This window comes from Caballeronia sp. INML3B, from assembly GCF_023631305.1.
Lineage (GTDB): Bacteria > Pseudomonadota > Gammaproteobacteria > Burkholderiales > Burkholderiaceae > Caballeronia > Caballeronia turbans.
Genome location: NZ_JALQDI010000062.1, coordinates 11,960 through 35,829 on the forward strand (window position 1 = coordinate 11,960; position 23,870 = coordinate 35,829).

At 61.4% G+C, this 23,870-nt stretch carries 17 protein-coding genes and 1 pseudogene; 12 read left to right on the plus strand and 6 right to left on the minus strand.

Annotation, left to right across the window (positions count from 1 at the left end):
* Positions 1–296: 296 nt before the first annotated feature.
* From NCS58_RS27295 to NCS58_RS27305, 3 genes are read left to right on the plus strand one after another with little or no spacing between them, the layout of a single operon-like run.
* Positions 297–3,491, plus strand: a complete 3,195-nt coding sequence (locus NCS58_RS27295; protein WP_061121625.1) for an efflux RND transporter permease subunit — start codon at positions 297–299, stop codon at positions 3,489–3,491.
* Positions 3,492–3,500: 9 nt separating this feature from the next.
* The gene (locus NCS58_RS27300) at positions 3,501–4,652 is read left to right on the plus strand and encodes an efflux RND transporter periplasmic adaptor subunit (RefSeq protein ID WP_061121624.1); all 1,152 of its coding nucleotides are present in this window, start codon (positions 3,501–3,503) and stop codon (positions 4,650–4,652) included.
* A gap of 13 nt (positions 4,653–4,665) precedes the next feature.
* The gene (locus tag NCS58_RS27305; RefSeq protein ID WP_061121623.1) at positions 4,666–6,126 is read left to right on the plus strand and encodes an efflux transporter outer membrane subunit; all 1,461 of its coding nucleotides are present in this window, start codon (positions 4,666–4,668) and stop codon (positions 6,124–6,126) included.
* Positions 6,127–6,443: 317 nt separating this feature from the next.
* On the opposite strand, the pseudogene NCS58_RS27310 reads toward NCS58_RS27305, so the two are convergent.
* From NCS58_RS27310 to NCS58_RS27335, 6 genes and pseudogenes are all read right to left on the minus strand, one after another.
* Positions 6,444–6,978, minus strand: a pseudogene (locus NCS58_RS27310) (transposase); the annotation flags it as partial.
* A 231-nt stretch (positions 6,979–7,209) separates the two neighbouring features.
* On the minus strand, positions 7,210–8,781 hold the full coding sequence (locus NCS58_RS27315; RefSeq protein WP_061121637.1) for a UxaA family hydrolase: 1,572 nt from the start codon (positions 8,779–8,781) through the stop codon (positions 7,210–7,212).
* 101 nt (positions 8,782–8,882) lie between these two features.
* Positions 8,883–9,578: a hypothetical protein gene (locus tag NCS58_RS27320; RefSeq protein WP_061121620.1), complete on the minus strand. Its 696-nt coding sequence runs from the start codon at positions 9,576–9,578 to the stop codon at positions 8,883–8,885.
* Positions 9,579–9,608: 30 nt separating this feature from the next.
* Positions 9,609–10,502, minus strand: coding sequence for a fumarylacetoacetate hydrolase family protein (locus NCS58_RS27325; protein WP_061121619.1), 894 nt, complete (start codon positions 10,500–10,502; stop codon positions 9,609–9,611).
* A 12-nt stretch (positions 10,503–10,514) separates the two neighbouring features.
* The gene (locus NCS58_RS27330) at positions 10,515–11,318 is read right to left on the minus strand and encodes a 2-keto-4-pentenoate hydratase (protein ID WP_061121618.1); all 804 of its coding nucleotides are present in this window, start codon (positions 11,316–11,318) and stop codon (positions 10,515–10,517) included.
* 2 nt (positions 11,319–11,320) lie between these two features.
* Positions 11,321–12,130: an IclR family transcriptional regulator gene (locus tag NCS58_RS27335; protein ID WP_061121617.1), complete on the minus strand. Its 810-nt coding sequence runs from the start codon at positions 12,128–12,130 to the stop codon at positions 11,321–11,323.
* Between the two features lie 85 nt (positions 12,131–12,215).
* Here NCS58_RS27335 and NCS58_RS27340 point away from each other — a divergent pair, with 85 nt between their 5' ends.
* The 9 genes from NCS58_RS27340 to NCS58_RS27380 all read left to right on the plus strand — a co-directional run bounded on the left by NCS58_RS27340 (position 12,216) and on the right by NCS58_RS27380 (position 23,393).
* On the plus strand, positions 12,216–13,649 hold the full coding sequence (locus NCS58_RS27340; protein WP_250538915.1) for an MFS transporter: 1,434 nt from the start codon (positions 12,216–12,218) through the stop codon (positions 13,647–13,649).
* 143 nt (positions 13,650–13,792) lie between these two features.
* On the plus strand, positions 13,793–14,629 hold the full coding sequence (locus NCS58_RS27345; RefSeq protein WP_061121616.1) for a shikimate dehydrogenase: 837 nt from the start codon (positions 13,793–13,795) through the stop codon (positions 14,627–14,629).
* A 105-nt stretch (positions 14,630–14,734) separates the two neighbouring features.
* Positions 14,735–15,751, plus strand: coding sequence for a Gfo/Idh/MocA family protein (locus tag NCS58_RS27350; RefSeq protein ID WP_061121615.1), 1,017 nt, complete (start codon positions 14,735–14,737; stop codon positions 15,749–15,751).
* 829 nt (positions 15,752–16,580) lie between these two features.
* Complete coding sequence (locus NCS58_RS27355; protein ID WP_061121613.1) at positions 16,581–18,524, plus strand: arylsulfatase; 1,944 nt, start codon at positions 16,581–16,583, stop codon at positions 18,522–18,524.
* 7 nt (positions 18,525–18,531) lie between these two features.
* Complete coding sequence (locus tag NCS58_RS27360) at positions 18,532–19,575, plus strand: formylglycine-generating enzyme family protein (protein WP_061121612.1); 1,044 nt, start codon at positions 18,532–18,534, stop codon at positions 19,573–19,575.
* Positions 19,576–19,607: 32 nt separating this feature from the next.
* Entirely contained in the window at positions 19,608–20,360 is a 753-nt protein-coding gene (locus tag NCS58_RS27365) for a MetQ/NlpA family ABC transporter substrate-binding protein (RefSeq protein ID WP_250478034.1), read from the plus strand.
* A complete protein-coding gene (locus NCS58_RS27370) occupies positions 20,354–21,310 on the plus strand; it encodes a hypothetical protein (protein ID WP_061121611.1) in 957 nt (318 codons plus the stop codon). The genes NCS58_RS27365 and NCS58_RS27370 overlap by 7 nt, the downstream gene beginning before the upstream one ends.
* Positions 21,311–22,056: 746 nt before the next feature.
* Positions 22,057–23,211, plus strand: coding sequence for a low temperature requirement protein A (locus NCS58_RS27375; protein WP_061121610.1), 1,155 nt, complete (start codon positions 22,057–22,059; stop codon positions 23,209–23,211).
* A gap of 2 nt (positions 23,212–23,213) precedes the next feature.
* Entirely contained in the window at positions 23,214–23,393 is a 180-nt protein-coding gene (locus tag NCS58_RS27380; protein WP_061121609.1) for a hypothetical protein, read from the plus strand.
* Positions 23,394–23,870 lie beyond the last annotated feature (477 nt).

Sequence of the window (23,870 nt, forward strand, 5' to 3'; positions counted from 1 at the left end):
GTTCAAACGCTCCAGATCTGCGCCTGTACTGCCTTTCCGACCCTATACGGAGAGATGAGAACGCCGAATGCAAGTCTGATGGCGCAGAGCGTTCCAAGATCGTATCGTGAGTCCATTCGGAGGAGGTGCGCCGAAAGGGCCGCCTCTCGCCATGCGAGCTAAGTTCGCGCGTCGCCCGATGCGCTCCCCGGGCGCCTTCATTCGGAAAGGATGCATCGGACCAACGGCAAAACTGCGCTGGACTTTGCTGCAATCGCGCGTCTACCGCTCGCCCACCTTTCAAACGGACCAGCACCATGTGGATTGTCAAACTGGCCCTGCGACGGCCCTATACGTTCATCGTTCTCGCGGTGCTCCTCTTCATTTTGGGGCCGCTCGCGATCCTGCGCACGCCCACCGACATCTTTCCGAACATCGACATTCCGGTCGTCAGCATCGTCTGGTCGTACAACGGCTTCTCGGCGGAAGACATGGCCAAGCGCATCACATCGAACTACGAGCGCGCGCTGACCACCGATGTGGACGATATCGAGCACATCGAATCGCAAGCGCTCAACGGCGTTTCTGTCGTGAAGATCTTTTTTCATCCGGGCGCGGATATCAATCGCGCCATTGCGCAGGCGGCGTCCAATTCGGCATCGATTCTTCGCGTGCTGCCGCCGGGCACGCTACCGCCGAACATCATCACGTACAACGCTTCGACCGTTCCGGTGCTGCAGCTCGGTCTTTCCAGCAAGACGCTGCCCGAACAGACGCTTTACGATCTCGGCAACAGCTTCATCCGCACTCAACTCGCAACGGTTCAGGGCGCCGCCGTGCCCTTGCCTTACGGCGGCAAGATCCGTCAGATCATGGTCGAGCTGGATCCGGCAAAGCTGCAGGCGAAAGGCCTTGCGCCCGTCGACGTGGTCAATGCGGTCAACGCGCAGAATCTGATACTGCCGGGCGGGACCGCGAAGATCGGCACGCGCGAATACAACGTCGAGATGAACGGCAGCACGCAGACCGTCGCGGCATTGAACGACCTGCCGATCAAGACCGCGAAGGGCGACGTCATCTATGTGCGCGACGTCGCGCATGTGATAGACGGCTTCGCACCTCAGACCAACATCGTGCGGTCCGACGGCAAGCGCGCGGCGCTGCTTCAGGTCGAGAAGACCGGCAGCGCATCGACGCTGACGATCATCGGTCAGGTCAAGGCCATGCTTCCCAAAATCGCAGCCGGCCTCCCCAAGGCGCTCAAGATCACGCCGCTCTCCGATCAGTCCGTATTCGTGAAGTCCGCGATCTCGGGAGTCGTGCGGGAGGCACTGATCGCGGCCTGCCTCACCGCCGTGATGATCCTGCTGTTCCTCGGGAGCTGGCGCGCGACGCTCATCATCGCGGTGTCGATTCCGCTCGCGGTGCTTACATCGCTGATCGCGCTAAGTGCGCTCGGTCAGACGCTCAACATCATGACGCTCGGCGGGCTTGCGCTCGCGGTCGGCATTCTCGTCGACGATGCGACCGTGGCAATCGAGAACATCACGCATCATCTTGAGAACGGTGAGCCGCTGCACGGCGCGATCCTTAATGGGTCCGGCGAGATCGCAGTGCCGACCTTCGTCTCGACGCTTTCAATCTGCATCGTCTTCGTGCCGATGTTCCTGCTTTCGGGCGTCGCGCGCTATCTCTTCGTGCCGCTCGCCGAAGCCGTGATCTTCGCGATGTGCGCGTCGTACTTCTTTTCGCGCACGCTCATTCCGACGCTGGCGATGTATCTGATGCGCGCGCCATCGAAAACGAGCAAGGCGGTGCGTGGCATCGGCGGTGCACTGACGCGCTTCCAGTCGGCGTTCGAAAATCGCTTTGAAGCTTTACGCGCACGCTATCGAGACGTGCTGCAACGGGCCATCGACAACCGACGCCGCTTCGTGCCGCTCTGGATCGCGCTGTGCCTCGCATCTCTCGTGCTGGTGCCATTCGAAGGACGCGACTTCTTCCCGTCCGTCGATACCGGCGAGATTCGCCTGCATCTGCGCGCGCCAACCGGAACGCGCATCGAAGAGACAGCGCGCATCACCGATGAGGTAGAAGCGAAAATCCGCAGCTTAATTCCCGCGAACGAACAGGCCGCAGTGCTCGACAACATCGGCGTGCCGGTGAGCGGCATCAACCTGACATACGATTCGTCGGACCCGATCGGCCCCGAAGACGCTGACATCCTTATCACGCTCGCGCCGAAACACCAGCCGACCGAGCTGTACGTCTCGAAGCTGCGAAATGTGCTGAATGCTTCGTTTCCCGGTGTGAGCTTCGCTTTCCTGCCCGCGGATATCGTCAGCCAGATTCTCAATTTCGGCCTGCCCGCGCCGATCGACGTGCAGATCGTCGGCAACAGGCTCGATGAGAACCGCGCGGTCGCGAATCGTCTGCTCGATGAAATGCGCGGCGTGCGGGGTCTCGTCGATGCGCGCATTCAGCAACCTGGCGACGAACCGACCATCAACGTGAACGTCGATCGAACGAAGGCCATGCAGGCGGGGCTCACACAGCGCGACGTCGCACAGAACCTGCTGATCGCGTTAAGCGGCAGCTCGCAGACGACGCCAAACTTTTGGCTTGATCCGAAGAACGGCGTGAGTTATCCGCTGATGGCGGAAGTGCCGCAATGGGACATTCATTCCTTGCAATCGCTCGCGAACATCCCGGTTACGACCAAGAACGTGTCGCTCAATCCGCAGAATCAACTCGGCACGCTCGGCACCACCTCGCGCAGCGAGCAGGAGGCCGTAGTCTCACACTACAACGTGCAGCCCGTGCTGGATATCTTCGCGTCGACGCAGTATCGCGATCTCGGCGGCGTCGCCGCGGACGTGACCAAGCTCGTCGACGCCGAGCGCGCGCACCTGCCGCCCGGCTCGTCTATCGTGATTCGCGGTCAGGTGCAGTCGATGAGCGAATCGTTCAGTGGCCTGGGCCTCGGGCTCGTATTTGCCATTGCCCTCGTCTATCTGCTGATGGTCGTGAATTTTCAGTCGTGGATCGATCCGCTCATTATCATCAGCGGCCTGCCGGGTTCGATGGCGGGCATCGCCTGGATGCTCTTCGTCACGCAGACGACGCTCTCCGTGCCCGCGCTTACCGGCGCAATCCTGTGCATCGGCATTGCGACGGCAAACAGCATTCTCGTCATCAATACCGCGCGCGACGCACTGCTCGGCGGCGCGCCACCGCTCGCCGCCGCGCTCGATGCCGGCTTCAACCGATTCCGCCCCGTGCTGATGACCGCGCTCGCCATGTTGATCGGCATGATGCCGATGGCACTCGGCCTCGGCGACGGCGGCGAACAGAACGCGCCGCTCGGCCGCGCAGTGATTGGCGGCCTCGCCATCGGCACCCTGTCCACGCTCATATTCGTGCCGGTGGTGTTCGGCATGGTGCACGGCTGGCTGGCGAAGCGTCGCACGAACCGGCCCGGATCTGCCGAACTCCCCCCAAGCATCGAATGAGGACCTCGAATGGAATCGCCCACTCCCACGCGGCTGCGCCCGATCCCTGCCGCGATCGCCGGACTCGTCGCGATCATGCTCGTCGCCGGCATCATGCCCCGGCTGCATGCGCGCGCCGCGCAGACACATCAGATTGACGAGCAGCGCGAGCCGATCGTCTCGACGATCTCGCCGAAGCAGGCGCCCGCGACGCAGGAACTGCTTCTGCCCGCATCCGTGATGCCCTGGGCCGATGCTTCGATCTATGCACGCACAAGCGGCTATGTGCGGCAGTGGTACGCGGACATCGGCACGCACGTGAAGGCCGGACAGCTCCTTGCGAGCATTGAGACGCCCGAGCTCGACGCGCATCTTCAGCAAGCCCGCGCCGATGCTGCGATGGCAGAAGCCGACTATCGCTTCGCGAGCAGCACGGCCTCGCGCTGGCAGACGATGCTTCAGACGCAATCCGTCTCGCAGCAGGACGCCGATGCGAAGACCAGCGACAGCGACGCGAAGCGCGCCGCGTTGCAGTCGAAGCAGGCGGATGTCACGCAGCTTCAGGAGATGGTGTCGTACCAGAAAGTGACCGCGCCATTCGATGGCGTGATCACCGTGCGCAACATTGACATCGGCTCGCTCGTGACGGCGGGCGGCGCGCCGGGCCTGGCAGGCATGCGCGGAGAGTTGATGCATATCGAGCAGACGGACCGCCTGCGCGTCTTCGCCGATGTGCCTCAGGACGATGCGGCAAGCGTGCAGCCGGGCGCTGCGGTCTATCTCACGTCGCAGCAATATCCGGGGCGCCGTTTCACGGCGACCATCGCGCGCAGCGCAGGCGCGATCGATCCTGTGAGCCGCACGTTGCACGTCGAGGCCGATATCGACAACCGGGATGGTGCGCTGATGCCGGGCGCCTACGCGGAGCTTCATCTCTCGCTTCCGAACTCCTCGCCCGGACTCCAGCTTCCGGCGAGCGCGCTCCTGTTCCGGCCCGCTGGCGTGACCGTCGCGGTACTGGGCAGCGACGGCAAGGCAAAGCTGAAGCAGGTCACCATCGGACGTGACTTCGGAGTCTATGTCGAGATCGCGACGGGACTCCAGCCGGCCGATCGCGTGATAGACAACCCAGGCGATTCGATTCGCGACGGCGAAGCCCTTCGTACGAACAGCAAAACGTAAGTGGACACACATCATGCTCGATCTCTCTGCGGCGCCCTTCCGCGCGGTGCTTGCCGTGTGCCTCGCAGGCACCTTAGGCGCCTGCTCTACACTGCCACGCTACAGTGCGCCTGCTGTCGACGTTCCCGCGCACTATTCAGCCGCCCAGCCGTCGGCCGGGTGGACGGTCGCGTCACCCGGCGATAGTACGCCGCGCGGCCCCTGGTGGACCGTATTCGGTGACCGCGAGCTCGACCAGCTTGAAGAGCGGGTCGATGTTTCGAACGAAACCGTGAAGAAGGCAGTCGCGCAATTGGAGGCAGCACGCGCGATCGTAGCTTATCAGCGTGCGGGCTACGCACCGACGGTGAGCGCAGGCGTTTCACAGGAGCGCTTTCGCACGTCGCAGAATCTTCAGCATCGGGCTCTCGCGGGAAAGACCATTCCCGACTATTCGGCGGGGCTTGTCACCAGCTGGGAGCCCGATCTCTTCGGCCGGGTGAAGGACGCCACCGCGCAGGCCAGCGCCAGCTCGCAGGCAGGCCAGGCTGATCTCGAAGCCGTGCGGCTATCGGTCACGAGCGAACTCGCCGCCGATTACTTCGAGTTACGTTCGCTCGATCGTCAGAAGCAGTTGCTCAACGACACTGTGACCGCCTACGGGTCCTCGCTGGGCATCCTCCAGCAGCAGCTTGACGATGGCGCCGTCGATGCCTCCGCCGTCGCGCAGGCGCAAACTCAACTCGAAAGCGCCCGCACGCAGGACAGCGACATCGACGTGAGGCGCACGCACATGCAGGACGCCATCGCGACGCTGTGCGGCGTGCCGGCGTCTTCGTTCACTCTTCCGTCCAAGACGTGGTCGATCACACTCCCGGACATTCCGGCAGGAGTGCCATCCGAACTGCTTGAACGCCGCCCCGACATAGCCGCGGCAGAGCGCCGGGTCGCGGCCGCCAATGCGCAGATTGGTGTTGAACGTGCGGCCTTTTATCCCGATCTCACGCTTACGGCATCGGCGGGACTGGAGAGTACATTTTTCGCGCCGTGGCTCACAGCATCGAGTCTGTTCTGGTCGCTCGGGTCTCAACTGACGGGCACGCTATTCGACGGCGGCCGCCGCGAGGCCACGCTCGCCAAGGCGAACGCTCAATACGAAGGAGCCGTCGCCGATTACCGGCAGACGGTACTCACGGCCTTTCAGGAAGTCGAGGACAGCCTCAACACGCTGAACACACTGGCGCAGGAGGCGCAGAGCCAGCAGCGAGCGACGGCCGCCGCCGAGCTCTCACTGAGGCTCGCGACGAACCGCTATCACGCGGGGGCAGTTGACTATCTGGAGGTCGCCAGCGCGCAGACCATCGCGCTCGAAAACCAGCGCAACGGCGAGACGATCGACGCGCGCCGACTGAATGCTAGCGTTCAACTGCTCAAGGCGCTAGGAGGCGGCTGGGATCGCACGGCGCTGCGCGACCCGGAGACCGCAAAGCGATAACACCGTTGTAAATACAGCTTTGCGACGTGAGACCGACGAAGGCCGCGAACTGTCGTGACCTCGAGCGCGCACTCATTGGACTTCGCAGTCGTCTTAGGCTGTCCGGGAGGCGTATTGGCCACCTAGTATCAATAAGGCAGGGCGTTTGCCAAGCGTCTCCGACGGTGCAAACCCCCAATTAGTAAATTGGCGCGCCCTACGCCGAGTTGCCACTCATCGATCAGCGGGGGTCATATACCAAAGAATGACACGGCTGTATCGACGGCGGATGGCGCGAAGTTCCGGAGCTACGATTCGTTCACCGGCAGGCTCGCCGGCTCTCGATCGGCCCGGTCCAGCTCATCCTTATAGCGGGCAATGCTTTGTTCCAGTTGCTCCATGCGAGCCGGAAGCTTGCGGCCGGCAAAGTTCTTGTCACGGTTGTTGACCGCCCTAAATTTGCTGCCGTCGATAGCAACGGTCGCGTCTGCGAATAGCTTCAACCGGCGGCAAAGCAACACGACTCGCGACAGACTTTGCAGATCGCAACGCCGTTGTCCTTCCGAAAGTCCGCGATGGTCTTGAAGTCAGGCGCCAGCCGGCCTGTCAACCAGATCAGTTCGAGATTCCGTCGCGCATCCCGCTCAAGGCGGCGACTCGATTGAATTCGATTCAAGTACCCGTAGATGTAAAGCTTGAGCAAGGTCGACGGATGATATGCCGGTCTGCCCACCAACGAGGGCGAGGCTCGCTCGAAGCCAAGACCTATCAGGTCAAGCTCCGTACGGCGTTATCGGCATCGACGTAATCGTCGGGACACTCAGGTAGCAGTGCAACTTGATCTCGCGCCGCGCCTTCAATAAATCGCTTCATGGGCCACCGTCGAAAGACCCGTTGACTAACTATAGGCAACCAACGCGTTTTTATACAGCCTCGACCCCAAGCAGACCTTCGATCCGGCGAGTGTCGAGCGGCGGATGTCCGATGCATAGCCGCCCTCCAACTGCGCTCCCTCGCATAGACGCGCCTGCCTAGGAAAGGCCTGCGGCGAAGACCGCTACCTGGTTAGCAGAATCAAGATTGTCAATTGATGTTGATGCGCGCTCACATGATTGCACTAATCTGCCAAGGTACGAATTCGTTCTGTCCATAGCCGTGCCGCTCACTGCGAGAACGGGTCCCCGAGGCGACATCTAGCAGCAATTCGAAAAGGACTCGACCCAGTTGCTCGATCGTCGCTCGTCCTTCCAACACTTCTCCGCAGTTCAGGTCTATATCATCGGACTGTCGTTGCCACAGAGCCGTGTTGGTCGCGAGCTTGACCGACGGCGTGGGCGCGCAGCCGTAAGCTGAACCACGCCCCGTGGTGAAGCAGATCAGGTTCGCACCGCCTGCTACCTGGCCCGTTGCCGACACTGGGTCGTAGCCCGGCGTGTCCATAAAAACAAGGCCACGCGCCGTGATCGGCTGGGCGTACTCGTACACTTCGGTCAAATTGGTGGAACCGGCTTTCGCGATGCCTCCCAGCGATTTTTCAAGAACGGTCGTCAAGCCACCTGCCTTGTTGCCCGCAGACGGATTGTTGTTGATCTGCGCCCCTTGCCGATGCGCATAGGCTTCCCACCACTTGATGCGATCAATCAGCTTCCGGCCCACCTCGGGCGTTTCGGCGCGGCGCGTCAGTAAGTGCTCCGCGCCATAGATTTCGGGCGTCTCCGAGAGAATCGCGGTGCCGCCGTGTTGCACCAGCAGATCGACGGCAGCGCCGAGCACCGGATTGGCGGTAATGCCCGAATACCCGTCGGACCCTCCGCATTGGAGACCGACTGTGAGATGACTTGCACTGACCGACTCTCGCCTTACGTTGTTTGCTTCTGGCAACATGCGCCGAACCAGTTCTATTCCCTTCGCGATCGTCAAGGTGGTCCCACCGCTGTCTTGAATCGTGAACGTTCGCAAGCGGTCGTGTTCTCGGAGTCCCTGCGTCTCCAGAAGTCGCGGGATTTGATTCGTTTCACAACCGAGACCCACGACCAGCACGCTTGCGAAGTTCGGATGGCATGCATAGCCGCCGAGCGTGCGCTGCAAAATCGCAAGACCGTCGCCCTCCGAATCGATTGCGCAACCGGAACCGTGTGTGAGCGCCACGACGCCATCAACATTCGGGAACGCGGCTAGTTCCTCTGGATGAATGTCGCGGCGAAAATGATCAGCAATGGCTCGCGCAACCGTGGCCGAGCAATTTACCGAGGTAAGGATCCCGATGTAGTTGCGTGTGGCAACTCGGCCGTCTGCGCGCACAATGCCTTGAAATGTTGCGGGCTCGTTCGAGCGTACAGTCTGACGCGCGGCCTGACCGAACGCGTAGTCCCGCGCAAAGTCGCCCATAGCGAGGTTGTGGGTGTGTACATGCTGCCCCGCGCGAATCGGCTGACTGGCAAAGCCGATTACCTGGCCATAGCGGTGCACCGCCTCACCCTGCCCGATGTCCCGTGTCGCCACTTTGTGCCCGGGCGGGATCAGTCCTGAGACTGTCACCGCTTCCTTGTCAATCACCGTACCGGACACAAGCTGTTCGAGTGCGATAACGACATCGTCGGCAGGATTGAGCCGTATGACACGAGCCGACATCGACGCGGCGGATCGGGCGGACGTGTCGGCAATATTCAACGACATGGCACTACTCCTACGTTTCTCACGGTAACAGCGGGTCGCGCCTAGCCACATGGGGCTCGCGAGACGCGCCGTGAAGCGGTTGACAGACGACGTTTAACCGCTTAGCCAGCGCTCCAGGGTGTTTTGCAGCGCGTGTACTCGAGTTGATAAAGCGTCGTGTCCGGCGTTGTTGCGCCGGGCCGGGGCAATGCCGCCAGTCCCGAAACGAAGCGGTCCACGGCTGAACGCGCATAGTCCGCCCGGCACCCTTCGACTAACACGATCCACGTGGGTACCTGCGTGCCTTCTGAGCGCGCCTTCTTCTCCGCCGTTTCCACCTTGCTGACCGCTTCGTCAGCAAGGCACAGGTGCACGCCCGTGATACCTGGCAGATCCACGAGCGGCGGCAGCACGCGCTGACGCAAACCCTTCACGACCTCTGCCCGGGCATCCGAAGGCACGTCGAAGCGCACCGTCATGAGATAGGCACCCTGCCCAACGCCGTCCGAATAGGCGACGTGACAGATCGAGCGTGCGACGCTCCGGAAAGAGGCGACGACCTGCTTGGTCCACGGCGTCGGCGTATTCAGCCGAGAAAGGTAGTCTTGCGCGCCGAGCACCTCGACGGTGTCGGCCTCGTACAGATTGAAGTACTCCGGACCTGCATCCATTGCTATGAAGCGCCGACCGCGCCTGAACCCAGGGATGCCCGCTCGTTCGGGCATGTGCTCGCGGTTGTGCCACTCGTAAAAATCATCTTTCGCTTCCGGCAGCAGGTCATGCCAGATTGCGACGACGCCCGTTCCAGCAAGGCTCATATCTCCTCCCTTTTTAAAAATAGAATCGTCTTACAGTGCCGATGGATATTCGCCGCGGCCCCAGGCCGCGCCAAGAGACTCTGCGTACTGCACGACCTTTTGGGTCTGCGCGCCGAGTCCGCTGCCGCCGAGCGTCATGGTGTCGCCGGGTTTGAGAAAGACTGGCGGCTTCTGACCGAGGCCTACGCCGGGAGGCGTGCCCGTAATGACCACGTCGCCAGCCATCAAAGGCATGAAGCGGCTGAGATACGCCACGATATGCGCGACGTTGAAAATCATCGTGCGCGTGTTGCCGGTCTGACGGCGCGTACCGTTCACGTCGAGCCACAGGTCGAGCGCCTGCGGATCGGGAACTTCGTCGCGCGTCACGAGCCACGGACCAAGCGGAGCGAACGAAAATCCGCTCTTACCCTTGGTCCACTGGCCTTCGCGTTCGAGCTGATAGGCGCGTTCGGAAACATCATTCGCGAGGCAGTAGCCCGCCACGTGCTCCAGCGCGTCGGCTTCGTCGATTTGCCACGCGGGTTTGCCGATCACCACGCCGAGCTCCACCTCCCAATCCAGCTTTTGTGCGTCTGAGGGCAAGACGACCGGGTCGTTGGGGCCGCTGATGGAGCCCGTGTGCTTGTTGAACACCACAGGCTCGAGCGGTATCGGCGTGTCGGTTTCAGCAGCATGATCGGAGTAGTTCAGACCAATGCACACGAGATTACGGACATTGCCGACGCAAGCGCCGAGACGCGTCCCTGCCTTAACGACAGGTAAACGACTCAGATCCAGTTCGCTCAGCTTTGCAAGGCCGACTGGTGAGACGGTCGTTCCGTCAATGTCGTTCACGATGCCGGTAAGATCGCGGATCGCGCCGCTCGAATCGATGATACCGGGGTGCTCTTGACCAGGCGGGCCGAAACGGACGAGACGCATCTAGTACTCCTCTCAAAACAGTAAAGTAAGTGGTAATGTGCCGAGCTCGCCGAAGCCGATACGCAGCTCGCGACCGACTGGCAATTCCAGAACGCCCGCGTAAGACCCGGTGATTACGGCTTGGCCTGCGTACAGTCCGAGGCCGCGGACGCGAAGGAAATTGGCGAGCCATACGATCGGCGCGAGCACGCCCCGATCGGGGTGGCGTCCCGCCAAGGTGACCGCTTCTTCCCCGACTCCGCTCAGACTGACGTTGAATTCCGCGGGGAGATCAGCCGGCGTGGCGCCATCGAGGAGCCTAACGCGGGGTCCGAGAACCAGGCCCGCGTTAAACAGCCCGTCTGCCAGTAGTTCAGGGAACGTCAGCTCTTCGGGATGCGCATAGCGGCTGCCCAGCAGTTCGAGCGCGACGTGCGTGTCCCCAAGAGCGTCGAGCACTTCGGCTTCGCCATAGGCTTCACGCCGTGGCGGCAGATCGCGGTCCAGTAGGCAGGCCAGTTCTGGTTCTGCCCTTACAGAGCCACGCGGAGACCCGCGCATGCGACATGCAAGGCCTCGATGAATATCAGCGTCGTAGATCGGAGCGGCGATGACTTTGCCCGGGCGCGGAAGCGCGCATTTCCATGCGCCAGTCCGCCGCCCTAGTTGTCGGCTGACCTCTTGCTGGATCGCGAAACCGTCGTCCACATTCGCAGGCTGTAGCTCGACGGGCAGTCTCTCGACGAGCGCGCCTTTTTGGCGCGCTGTCACAAGAAGGCGTGCTGCCTGTTCGCGCGGACTGGCGATTGCCTCGGCGGCCTGTGCTGGGGCTGTCATCTTCAAGCCGCCTCACTTACGTTAGCCTCAACGCTCCGGCGCGGCCATACCGCACCTAGCTTCGAAGCCGCTTCTTTCAACAACGTGTAGAAGTCGTCATAACGCTCGGGCTGAACGCGCATTACGGGTCCAGCAATGCTCATCGTGCCGACCACCGTACCGTCGGTCAACGACTGCACGGGCACCGCCAACGCGGCAACGCCAGGCTCGGCTTCTTCTACAACAAGCCCATAGCCGCGCTGCCGAGTCAGTTCCAACTCCGGAATCAACTGCTCGACGCCGGTGATCGCCTTAGGGCCAGAGGCGCGGGTGGCTGCTTTTCCGAGTCCCCCGCGCAATGCATATTCGACCGCCCGGTCGTTTGGCATCGACGCCAGCCACACCTTGCCGTTCGCCGTTGTATGCAAGGTAATCGGGCTATCCATTGACGGCGAATACATGAGGCCCGGTGCCGCGCCTTGGGAGGACGCCAGCCACGCGAGCGTCCCTTCGCTGACTACGGTCAGGCGAACCAATTCTCGGCATTGCGCGGCCACCTCATCGAGGATCGGCTGCACCAGGCCCGGCAGGCCAAGCCCATGCAAATACCGCTGACCGAGCAGGGACAACTTCAGAGTCAGACGGTATTGGGATGTGTGTTCATCCTGTTCAGCCCAGCCCTGCTCGCACAACTGCGCAAGCACTCGATGGGCGGGGCCCTTCTCCAACTCGAGCTCGGCGGCGATGTCGGACATTCGCATCCAGCGCGCCTCACGTGCGAGCAACTCGATCGCTTGCAGCGACCGGTCAACTGCTCCCTTGACAACTCTCATGATTTGCGTAACATCCTTCCTATTGGAACGGTGTTACAACAATAGACCAGCAACACCGGAAAGTCAATCACCCATGGAGACAGGCATGAACGCAAAGGCACCGGCTAAGCCTCACGGCAAGCGCCAGTCGAAGATCGCAGCCGCTAGTGGCTGGATCGGCTCGGCGCTCGAGTACTACGACTTTTTCATCTACGCGACTGCGGCGTCATTGCTGTTCCCGCAGCTGTTCTTTCCCTCAAACAATCCAACGGTAGGCATCGTCGCTTCCCTGGCGACCTTTGGCGTCGGCTATGTCGCACGACCCATAGGGGCAATGGTGCTCGGGCACATCGGCGACCGCCACGGACGCAAGACGGTCTTGATCTTCTGCATGCTCTTAATGGGCGTCGCAACGATGTGTGTTGGCCTCTTGCCCACCTATCAGCAGATCGGCATCTGGGCGCCAGTGCTGCTCGTCATCCTGCGGCTCATTCAAGGATTCGCAGTCGCCGGAGAGATGTCCGGCGCCAGCTCCATGATTCTCGAACATGCGCCGTTCGGACGGCGTGGCTACTTCGCAAGCTTTACCCTTCAAGGGGTGCAGGCAGGGCAACTCCTCGCGGCAGGCGTCTTCTTACCGCTCGCCCACTTCATGCCGAAGGATCAGTTTGCTTCCTGGGGTTGGCGCATTCCGTTTCTGCTGAGCGTCGTCGTGATCATCGCGGGCTACATCATTCGGCGCGAGGTCGATGAAACCCCCGCGTTTTCTGAAGAACAGGCATACGGAGAGGTTCCTCCCTCTCCGGTCATCGAGGTCCTGCGCGAGAGTTGGGGCGATGTCTTGCGCGTTGTCGGCATGGCACTTGCCGCGGTCACCGCGCTTCTAGCGACCGTGTTCGGTGCTACCTATGCAGTCCAGCCGGCGTATGGCATTGGCTTTCCTGCCGCCGTTTTTCTGTGGGTGCCGGTGCTTGGCAACCTTTGCTCCGTAATATTGATCCCCCTCGTTGGCAACCTCTCGGACAAGATTGGTCGCAGGCCCCCGGTTCTGGTCGGCGTCTTGAGCTCCGGGGTCCTTGCTTTCGGCTACCTGTACGCCATCAGCATCCACAGTATCTGGCTCTCACTGGTCTTTTCCATGCTCATGTGGGGCGTCGCTTACCAAGGCTTCAACGGCGTGTTCCCGAGTCTCTTCCCCGAACTGTTCCGCACGCGCGTGCGTGTCACCGGCATGGCGATTGGACAAAACGTCGGGACGACTTTGTGTGCCTTGCTGCCGTCGCTTTTCGTCGCGGTCGCGCCCCCCGGGTCCTCCAACATCCCGTTGAAGATCGGCTTTCTCACGTTCGGCATCTGCCTGGTCGCAGCGTTTGCGGCGTTCACTACCCGGGAAACCTACCGCATCCGCCTCGCCGATCTGGGCGACCGCAACGCGATTCCCGTACCGAAGGCCGAATATGAGCGTCTACGCAGCGAAGCCATAACCTCGGCTAGCAAGGATGCCGCTGAACCCGAGTTTGCCAGTAAGGTGCGGTCTTAAGCAGCCGCCAGCCGCCTGCTCGCCGTAATCAGCGCGTGGGCGCAACGCAGGCTCGACATCACTGCAAAGGTGCACTTCGGCGCCGTATGCCGGTTCGAATGTGCACGAATTGACCTTCGTCCTAGATCGAACATCAAACCGAAATGCAATCACATATCTCAGGTACAACGCGCCTCTACGGTTTGGTAGGCGACCCGCTGAGTTCCGCGAAGTCGCCACAACTGTTGAACCGGCTGTTTCTCGAACAGCGCGCCGATGCGGCTTGCGTTCCTTTCTGGGTCAAGGCAGATAACCTCTCGGCCTTCGTTAGCGGAGCACGAGCGATGGGCAATCTGTCCGGCATGCTGGTCACGATGCCTCATAAACAACGGATGCTCGCATTTGTCGACGAGCTGGATTCGACTGCTCGCGAGGTCGGCGCGCTCAACGTCATCCGCTGCGAACCGGATGGTCGCTGGGTCGGCGCGATATCCGATGGCATCGGCTGCGTTCTTGGGATGCAGTGGGAAGGCAACCATCCGGCGAATAAGTCGGTGCTTCTCGTCGGCGCAGGAGGCGCGGGTAGAGCGATCGCATTTGCCGTCGCTTACGCAGGCGCTAGCAAGCTGACGATCTCCGATGTCGACGAGCACCGTGCCAGGGATCTTGCGGCGTCTGTCGCCGCCGAAACGGGTCGTGCTGTGCATTCAGGGCCATCCGATCCGGATGGTTTCGAGGTCGTGATCAATGCGACGCCGCTCGGCATGAAAGCAAGCGACGCCATGCCAGTTGATCCGGAGCGGCTCGCACCGGGCACTATCGTGGTAGACATCATTAATGCGGCCGAGCCGACGCCGCTGCTCCGAGCCGCGCAGGCACGTGGATGCCGTACCCAGGACGGCGGTCCAATGCATCAAGGACAGGCGTTATACGCACTGCGCTTTCTCGGGTTCGATTACCGCCCTGAAGGCCGAGCCGGGGTGGACGTCGGCGCGACGTGAGCAGCGTAGCAGCCACGCACGGCCCCAGTCGCGAAAAGCGGCCGAATTAAGTCAGTTGTTACCCCTTCAATCAAGAACGGGCGGAATCTACGAAGGAGAACATGTATGAAAGTTGCCTTGTTGGAGGTGAGCCACTGGCATGTCCCGCTGTATCTTGATGCGCTCGAAGCGCCCGGGATCGAGGTGGTTGCCGTCTCCGATGCGCAGCAAGCGAAGGGCGAAGCGATCGCTGCACGCTTCGGATGCAAGCTTTACTCGTCGGCCTACGAGTTACTTGAGCGCGAGAAGGTCGATTTCGCTTTCGTGTTCGGGCGGCACTCCGAGATGCCTGCGCTTGCCGAGGCCGTAATTGCGCGGAACATTCCGTTTGCGTTAGAAAAGCCGTGCGGCGTCAACATGTCTCAAGTCACCCGGCTTCGCACGCTGACCGAAGAAGCGAATCTTTATTGCGCGGTGCCGCTAATCTTCCGAATGAGCGAGTTGCTCGGGTCACTTGGAGAAGCGGAGGGACGCATACCATCCGACTTTAACTACATGTCATTTCGTTTCGTTGCTGGACCGCCGAGTCGATACGAAGCATCAGGCTCCGGTTGGGCAGTCAACCCCGTTTATTCCGGCGGTGGATCCACTATCAACCTGGCGACACACTTCATCGATTTTTTCCGGCTGCTCACAGGCAAGGAGGTTGCCCGTGTCTCGGCCGTCATGAACGCAAGAACGCATCGAGGCGCCGTAGAAGACTATTCGCTTGTGACCATGCAGACCGAAGATGGCGTGATCGGCCTTATCGAGACGGGATACAGCTTTCCCAGTACCGCCGACGAGCAGCGCGAATTTTCCTTCACTTTTTCTTCGGACCGTATGTACGCGAAGTCTGGCCCGGACAGAATCGAGTTCCGCGACCGGAATCAGCTTTCGGCAGGTACGCGAAGCCGCCGACTCCAGCTCGAGACTGATATCTACTACCCCTTGTTCGTCAAGCGGGTGCTCGCCGAGAGCCAAACCGGCGCAAAGCCGATCGCATCGTTGCGCGACGCGGAGCTGATGATGCAAGTCATGGACGCGGCCTACGCTTCCGCTCAACAAGGCGGAGTGCTCGTTCACCTCGAGCCGATTTCCTAGGTCACACATCAGTCGGGTAGGAATGATGCAAGACGGTCCGAACTTGAAACCACCGACGGCCGCCAATTTGCAACGGCCGTTCGGCTGAATCCCTGTTGGGCAATTAGTCGGCCGCGGAGGCGCATAGTGCAAACGTCGAGGGGAACAGCGGCGGCCTAAAACGAGCACGATGAAAATTGAGCCGTGTCGCGCCCTCGTCGGCGTGCGCGCGATCGAACGCCCACACTGCAGGGAACCCGATCAACTCACACATCTCTGAGAACGGATACATCCCGTCGTCGGCGGCTTCCGTACTTCGGCGCGAGAATCTGCCCGTAGACATCTTCAAGCGCCTTTGCGACGGTTAAGAAGCCCGACGCTGGATAAATGGTTAGGGAGAATCCAATTTTCTGCTGGGGCGCAAGGTGCGCGCAACGATCTGGAAATCGCTGTGGCTGCGAGTTTCAACCGCCACTTTTATCTTGCTCACCATATCTTCGACCGGAATCACGGTAGGGTCCACGCTTGTCAGGCAGCGGCATCACACTCAAGAGCGCGCCGAGCCATCCGGCGATCGAGCTGAAGCCACGGCCGCGCCTAGTGCTGTGCAGGCTCCCCATGAACACCGTAGTGATGATCCGGATAGCGCGGCGGTACTTCTTGCAGCGCGCGATGACAGTCGAGGATCAGCACTCACATAGCCCTTCGTTGTATTCACGAGGGCGGGCAACGAGCGACGTGCACCGACACAAATCGTTCACGCTGCGGAGCAAAGCAGAAATCGATCTTTGGCGCACCGGGCCGCGTTGCTAACATCGCCGCTCCATTCCAACGGCCTACCATAACGACAATGATCTCGTCCCGTTCGATTGCGCTCCGTCGCGCCGCAGTCGCGCTTGCCATAGGCAGTCTGTTTACGCTTGCCTCGTGCGGTTCTTCCGACGACGGCGCGCCCGTCACAACGCCTGTCGCCTCCGCCGCCAAGCGTCCCAACATCCTCTACATCATGGCCGACGATCTCGGCTACTCGGACATTCATGCCTTCGGCGGTGAGATCAATACGCCCAACCTCGATGCGCTGGTGCAGTCGGGCCGCATCCTGACGAATCATCACACCGGCACCGTCTGCGCCATCACGCGAGCGATGCTGATTTCGGGCACGGATCATCATCTCGTCGGCGAAGGGACGATGGGCGTGCCCACCGACGAGCGCAAGGGTCTGCCTGGTTACGAAGGCTACTTGAACGATCGCGCGCTGTCGGTGGCGCAACTGCTCAAAGACGGCGGATACCACACCTACATGGCGGGCAAATGGCATATCGGCTCGGGCATCGTCGGCAGCGCGACGGGCGGCGGACAGACGCCGGATCAGTGGGGCTTCGAGCGCAGCTACGCGCTGCTCGGCGGCGCGGCGACGAATCACTTTGCGCATGAACCCGCAGGCTCGAAGAATTACACCGAGGACGGGCAATACGTGCAACCGGGACAGCCCGGTCAGCCGGGCGGCACGGGCGGCAGTCCGGCCGTGTTCTATTCGACCGACTTCTACACGCAAAAGCTCATTGCCTACATCGATTCGAACAAGGGCGACGGCAAACCGTTCTTCGCGTACGCCGCGTACACGTCGCCACACTGGCCGCTGCAGGTGCCGGAGCCTTATCTGCACAACTACGCGGGCAAGTATGACGCCGGCTACGATGCGATCCGAAGTGCGCGCATCGCGCGACAAAAAGCGCTCGGCATCATTCCGGCCGACTTCACGCCCTACCGGGGTGCTCCGGAAACACTGACTCAATCGCCCGCGACGGCGAACAACGGCGCCGCGAACGCGAAGTACGTCAGCGCCGTGCATAGCGCAGCGCAAGGTTACGGCGACTATGGCCCGGGAACCGTCGACAAGTCCTGGAACAGTCTGTCCACCGCGGAGAAGAAAGCGCAGGCGCGCTATATGGAAATCTACGCGGGCATGGTCGAGAACCTCGATCACAACATCGGGCTGTTGATCCAGCATCTGAAGGACATCGGTGAATACGACAACACATTCATCATGTTCCAGTCGGACAACGGAGCGGAAGGCTGGCCGATCGATTCTGGCGCCGACCCGACCGCAACCGACACCGCGAACGCGACGGACGCGATCTACCCGACGCTCGGCACCGACAACGGCAAGCAGAACGCACAGCGCCTGCAATATGGCCTGCGCTGGGCCGAAGTAAGCGCTACGCCGTTCCGTCTCACCAAAGGCTACGCGGGCGAAGGCGGTGTGTCGACGCCGCTCATCGTGCATCTGCCCGGTCAGGCTGCGCAACTGCCCACGCTGCGTGCATTCACGCACGTCACCGACAACACGGCGACCTTCCTCGCGATCGCGAAGATCGATCCGCCGACGCAAGCTGCACCGCCGCTCGTCAACACGTTGACGGGCGTCGATTCGAACAAGGGCAAGGTCGTCTACAACAACCGATATGTGTATCCGGTGACGGGTCAATCGCTGTTGCCGTTGCTCAATGGCGATGCGTCGGGCGAAGTACACACCGCCGCATTCGGCGACGAGGCCTACGGGCGCGGCTATCTGCGCAGCTCCGACGGCCGCTGGAAGGCGCTGTGGACCGAACCGCCGAGCGGTCCCGTCGATGGACACTGGCAGCTCTTCGACTTGCAGGCCGACCGCGGCGAGAACAACGACGTGGCGACGCAGAATCCGTCGATCATCGACAGTCTCGTGCAGCAGTGGAACACCTATATGAGCACGGTCGGAGGCGTCGAGCCGCTACGTCCGCGCGGCTATTACTGAGCGCGACATGAAACGACACTGGCAGACCATCGGCGGCGCGGCGCTCGTTATCGGCATACTCTTCGCGGGAGGCTTCGGCGCCGCGCTCGCTGTCGACTCCGATCGCGGCTTCGATCCGCGCAATCTGACACGCGCGCTTGCACCGCTCGGCTCCGAGCAGCAATGCGAGCGTTACACTGGCCTGCCCGCGCACTGGCGTGACGATTCGCACGCGGGCATGGTGCATCTCAGCGGCGGCGAGTTCGTGTTCGGCAGCAAGCTCGGTTACGAGGACGAGCGTCCCGCCGGCGACGGAAGAACGAAAGTCGGAGGCTTCTGGATCGACCAGACCGATGTCACGAATGCGCAGTTCGCCACCTTCGTCGAGGCCACCGGCTATGTGACTGAAGCCGAGCGCCAGGGCGGCGCGGTCGTCTTTCACGTGCCCACGCGTGAGGAAATGAACGCACGCGATCTCGCGTGGTGGTCGTGGGTGAAGGGTGCGTCATGGAAGCATCCGCAAGGTCCCTCGAGCACGTGGAAGAGCCACGAAAATGAGCCCGTCACGATGGTCACGCTCGCCGACGCGCTCGCCTACGCGCACTGGCTCGGACGTGACCTGCCGACGGAAGCCGAGTGGGAATACGCGGGCAAGGCCGGTCACGAAGGCGCTGAACTGGACGCCGCCCCGCGCGATACGCACGGCAAGCCATCGGCGAATTACTGGCAAGGCGTCTTTCCCGTGCTCGATTCGGCCGAGGACGGTCACGCGGGTCTCTCGCCAGTCGGCTGCTATGCGGCCAACGATTTCAGGCTCTACGACATGATCGGCAATGCCTGGGAGTGGACCCGCGATCCGTACACGGGAGCGCGCCAGCCACATTCGAACGGAGACACCGCGGCCGTCGCCCCCGCCACGCGCCGGCACGATACGGCGATGGTCATCAAGGGCGGCTCGTTTCTGTGCTCGCGTGACTACTGCGTGCGTTATCGGGCGTCGTCGCGCGAGCAGCAGGAAGCGGATCTGCCCGCCTCGCATATCGGCTTTCGCACCGTATCGAGGGATGAGTGATTCGTTTGAGTCGAACTCTCCTCGGCGCGCTCGTGGCCGTCTGCTGCACGTTCGTCGATGCGGCGCCGCGCGCTGTTCGTATCGGCGTGACGGCGGGCGAAGAATCCCAGATCATGTCGCAGGTGCGCGACGTCGCCGCGAAGCAAGGGCTGCGACTCGATATCGTCGTCTTCGAGAACCCATCGCACATCGACGCCGCGTTGGCGGGGGGCTCGATCGACGCGGCCAGCTTCGAGGACGAAGCAAGCCTCGACGCGCGGCGCAGGCGCGACGGCTATGCGATTCGAAGTGTCGCCGCGACAGTGACATTGCCGATGGCGTTCTACTCGCGCAAGCTCGCATCGCTCGCCCAACTCACACGCGGCGCGACCATCGCCATACCCGACGATGCGCCCGGCATGGCGCGTGCGCTGATCTTGCTGCAGAACTATGCGTTCGTCACGCTGAAGGACAGTGCGGGACTTTCGCCCACTGTCGCGGATATCACGAGTAACCGCTACGGCCTGCTCATCCGTCGTGTGCCACGCGCCCGGCTGTACGCGATGCTCGATACGGCGAGCTTCGTCGCAATGAATGCCGACGACGCCGCGCACGCCGGCCTGATGCCCGGACGCGACAGCATCGGCATCGAGGATGCCCGCTCGCCCTGGCAACACGTGCTCACGGTGCGTTCGGGCGAAGCGAACGCGCCGTGGGTCGCGCAACTCGTGCGCGCCTATCACTCCGGCGACGTCGCCCGCTTCATCCTCGCGCGCTATCAGGATTCGGTGCGCCGACCATGGTGAGCCCGTTTCCACATGCGTTTTCGTTCGAATGCACGGCGTGCGGCAAGTGCTGCAATAGCCCGCCCGCGTTGTCGTTACGCGAATTGTTCCGCTATCGCGATGTGTTCATCGGCGCCATTGCGATCAGCCGGGCACCGCCCGTGCGGGCGGGCCAGCGTGTGCGCACTGGCCCATATGAAACCCTTCTGAGCGATGAGCACGCGAGCGCTTGTGACGCGCTCGCCCGGCTACACACCTTCTCAATCGGGGCGCATGGCGATTCCATCAGCGTGACGACACAGGCCATCGACTACGCTTCGTCCGGCCGTTGTACCGCACTCGCGGACGACGGCCTTTGCCGCCTGCATGCCGATGGCAAACCGGATCAGTGCATCGCCGTGCCGCTCGACCCGCTCGTGCCAGACCGTCTGCAACATGTCGTTCTGGCGCAGCGCTCGTTCGGCGAGGGCTGGCTCGGTGCGCAATGCATCGAGCCGGGCGAGCGGCGCGAGCCGGCACTGGTCGCGAACGGCGGTATCGTCGCCAACGACGCGAAAGCGGCGGTGGAACGCAGGCGTCGCGCGCTTGCAACGGAGCGCGAGTGGTGCGGCCGCACGATCGCCGATGCACTACGGCGCGACTTCGCTGCCGATCCGCGCCGCGCGCTGGCTCAGGTTCCCGAGAACGGATACCGGACCATTTCGCTCGTGCCCGCGTTGCTCTTCATTGGCGCAATGTCGCCGGTGCTTGCGCGGCATTGCATCGGCTATATCGACGCTCAGACGGCGCTGATCCGCCGCAACATCGCACGCGCGATCGAGCGGCGCCGCCTCGACGACCGGCCGATGACGCAGACATTGCGCGCTTTTCTCGATGCCCTCGCCCGCGCGCGCGAGCAACTCGCGAGCATGCGCACTCAATCGAATGGATGGCCGCTCGCAAAAGAAGCCGAAACCTACTTTTTATGCTAGGCGGCTGATGGGGCCGCGATACATGCTTCGTCCGTAAGGCAACGGCTTTATCCTCACGCCACACATAGATTTCTCGGATACGAAGAAAATTCCCAGGTAAGCGTGGCATGCGCAAGTCGCGTTTAACGTTGGCAGTTTGGCGAGCTGACGGCGTTGGCGACGTGGACCGGCAGGACGGTACCCGTGCATCAGCGAAGTCACACTTACGGCCCACATCTGCCCTTCGACCCGACGCCCGCGCTACGGCTGCTTCCAAAGTGGAACAGCCATTCGAGCAGCCGTCTCGGCCGGCAAGTTCTTGGCCTTTGCGGACCTTCGACGAGGCTTCCTTGGACGTCGGCGATGTGTCGGGTTGCCGCCATTAACAGCGTCGCGCAGCAGAGGGTCGTTTCCTGCATTCGCCAACTCACAGTTTCGGTAGAGTCGAGATGTGGCGCGCTAGCGGCAGGTTCGGTTTGTCTGTTGCCGCCCCCTTCGTCTGGCGGTGCCCGAGTAACCGTCGCCTTAACCCCGTCTCCACATCCCGCTTAGCGAACCGGACATGCAGATCTCCCGCATCCGCAATCCAATGGACAAACCGTGAGGAAGTATCATGACAGATACCGGCGTGCTTACGAGCCACCAGCGCTCACTATTCGATCATTATGTAACCAATCCCAGATAATCGTGAGCCGCCTCGTCCTGCCATTCTTATCGCGACACAACCCGCGGACGTGCCCCCGGCGCAAGCACGACAATGAGGCGATATGCACAACACAAAATATTTCGAACCCAATCGCCGCGCCACCTGGCTCGAGTTGTTCTTCGACCTGATTTTTGTGGTAGCGATCGGTGACGTAACGCATATCTTGAGCCACACGCACGATGGTCATCTTGACCCACTCCAGTTCTGGCAATACGTCCTGATTTTCATACCTTTGTGGTGGATTTGGGCCAGCCACACGATGTATGCCAATCGGTTCGATGCCGATGACCGGAAGCATCGGGTGGCAACCCTGTTCATCATGTTCCTGCTGATTATCATCTCAGGCTTGATCGACCAACGATTCCTGGCCAGCTTTGACGTTATCATCGTCTGCTACGCTTGTTCGAAATACATCGTCGCCATGATGTATTTCGTGTCCAAATACCGGCATGAGGAAAGCGAGGCAGTCACAACGGCAGTTGGCTGGGTAATCGTCGCTGGCACCACCATCAGCCTCGCTTCGATCCTGTTCCCGGCGCCACAGCGTTATGTCGTGTTTTACCTTGGAATACTGTTCGATCTGATTGTGTTCATCTTTTTTTTGCCGCGTCGTCTCCAAGGCATCCCAGCGCATACCGAACACCTGATCGAGCGCGTGGGTCTGCTCACGCTCATCATGCTGGGAGAGTCCGTTATCAGCCTGTCGACGGGACTGGCCAATATCAGCTGGAGTGTGGAGAGGCTGATGACCGCCGCCACCGGCTTCGTGACGATATCGAGCATCTGGTGGGTCTACTTTGACAGTTTTCACCTGCTGTCCAAACAGAAGCTCGCGACCGGCCATTCGGTCCTGTACTCGCATTTTTTCGTTTTCATCGGCCTGTCGATCCTGGCCAGCATGATCCGGCACGCGATCCTGGACGACATAGTGGTATCCGATTTCCGAGTACTGTCGGTCATCGGCGCGGTCTGCTTTTTCATTGGCAAGCAGTACGGCTATTTCATGGAGCGTCCCGAGTTGCGGCGCCAACTGGTCGTCAACACCCTGATCGTATTCGTGTTGATCGGGTTTGCCCTGCTATTGCCCAGAACCAGTTACATCCTGCTTGGTCTTACCGCTGCGGTGATTTGTTATGCTTTCCTCAGTCTCAGATACCTGAACGTCCCGCCCCAGCGTCACGACCGTCCGCGCGACAGCGCTATCACAGGAGACTAGCCATGAGCGACACCGCAAGTTCTCCAGCCACGATGCGCGGCTATGCCATCAGGGCCTGTTGCGAAGAGATGGTGCTGATGAACGATCTGCCGCTTCCGACACCGGGGCCGCACGACATCCTGATGGGGTGCGTAGTGCGGAAGTCGGCGATTGGGACGAACTGGTGCGCACCGGGGCTCTGATAATCATATAGCCGGCTTCCCTCCGTTCGACTCGACCCGCTGGCGGAGAGTCGGGGGCCCTGTCGCAGCAGGCCGAGCGCGAAAAGGCTGCAGGAACCGGAGTCACGATCTGTGGAGCGGCGCATCGTTGAATTTCACCAGTGTCTAACGCTTTACCTTGTTGGCATTCAGGAAGCGATGGTCAATTATCGACTAGACTTCCGCATTGGAAGCGGTTGACTCCGAATTGGGTTTTGAGTTGATGACCGCCTACTGCAAGCGACGGAGGTGACATCAACCAGTCCTCCTATCGTTCGGCCGCTCATCGTCCTGCAGCGGCCGCTGTGCCCGCGTCAGACAAACGTCCGCTAAGGCCGATCAAGCAACGTTCACCATCTTGAATTGAATGGCCGCTTCCTGGGGCGGATTCAACCGGTCGATGCAATAGCTTGATGGAATCGTTCAGCTGGTGTCTCGTAATCTAGCGTCTTTCTTGGG

Excerpts from the sequence above, each read along its gene's own strand:
- NCS58_RS27380 (WP_061121609.1), top strand. The coding sequence starts at position 23,214 with ATGAGCGACACCGCAAGTTCTCCAGCCACGATGCGCGGCTATGCCATC.
- NCS58_RS27295 (WP_061121625.1), top strand. The coding sequence starts at position 297 with ATGTGGATTGTCAAACTGGCCCTGCGACGGCCCTATACGTTCATCGTT.
- NCS58_RS27305 (WP_061121623.1), top strand. The coding sequence starts at position 4,666 with ATGCTCGATCTCTCTGCGGCGCCCTTCCGCGCGGTGCTTGCCGTGTGC.
- NCS58_RS27300 (WP_061121624.1), top strand. The coding sequence starts at position 3,501 with ATGGAATCGCCCACTCCCACGCGGCTGCGCCCGATCCCTGCCGCGATC.
- NCS58_RS27330 (WP_061121618.1), bottom strand. The coding sequence starts at position 11,318 with ATGACAGCCCCAGCACAGGCCGCCGAGGCAATCGCCAGTCCGCGCGAA.
- NCS58_RS27325 (WP_061121619.1), bottom strand. The coding sequence starts at position 10,502 with ATGCGTCTCGTCCGTTTCGGCCCGCCTGGTCAAGAGCACCCCGGTATC.
- NCS58_RS27350 (WP_061121615.1), top strand. The coding sequence starts at position 14,735 with ATGAAAGTTGCCTTGTTGGAGGTGAGCCACTGGCATGTCCCGCTGTAT.
- NCS58_RS27345 (WP_061121616.1), top strand. The coding sequence starts at position 13,793 with ATGCAATCACATATCTCAGGTACAACGCGCCTCTACGGTTTGGTAGGC.
- NCS58_RS27360 (WP_061121612.1), top strand. The coding sequence starts at position 18,532 with ATGAAACGACACTGGCAGACCATCGGCGGCGCGGCGCTCGTTATCGGC.
- NCS58_RS27335 (WP_061121617.1), bottom strand. The coding sequence starts at position 12,130 with ATGAGAGTTGTCAAGGGAGCAGTTGACCGGTCGCTGCAAGCGATCGAG.
- NCS58_RS27375 (WP_061121610.1), top strand. The coding sequence starts at position 22,057 with ATGCACAACACAAAATATTTCGAACCCAATCGCCGCGCCACCTGGCTC.
- NCS58_RS27320 (WP_061121620.1), bottom strand. The coding sequence starts at position 9,578 with ATGAGCCTTGCTGGAACGGGCGTCGTCGCAATCTGGCATGACCTGCTG.
- NCS58_RS27355 (WP_061121613.1), top strand. The coding sequence starts at position 16,581 with ATGATCTCGTCCCGTTCGATTGCGCTCCGTCGCGCCGCAGTCGCGCTT.
- NCS58_RS27340 (WP_250538915.1), top strand. The coding sequence starts at position 12,216 with ATGAACGCAAAGGCACCGGCTAAGCCTCACGGCAAGCGCCAGTCGAAG.
- NCS58_RS27370 (WP_061121611.1), top strand. The coding sequence starts at position 20,354 with ATGGTGAGCCCGTTTCCACATGCGTTTTCGTTCGAATGCACGGCGTGC.
- NCS58_RS27315 (WP_061121637.1), bottom strand. The coding sequence starts at position 8,781 with ATGTCGTTGAATATTGCCGACACGTCCGCCCGATCCGCCGCGTCGATG.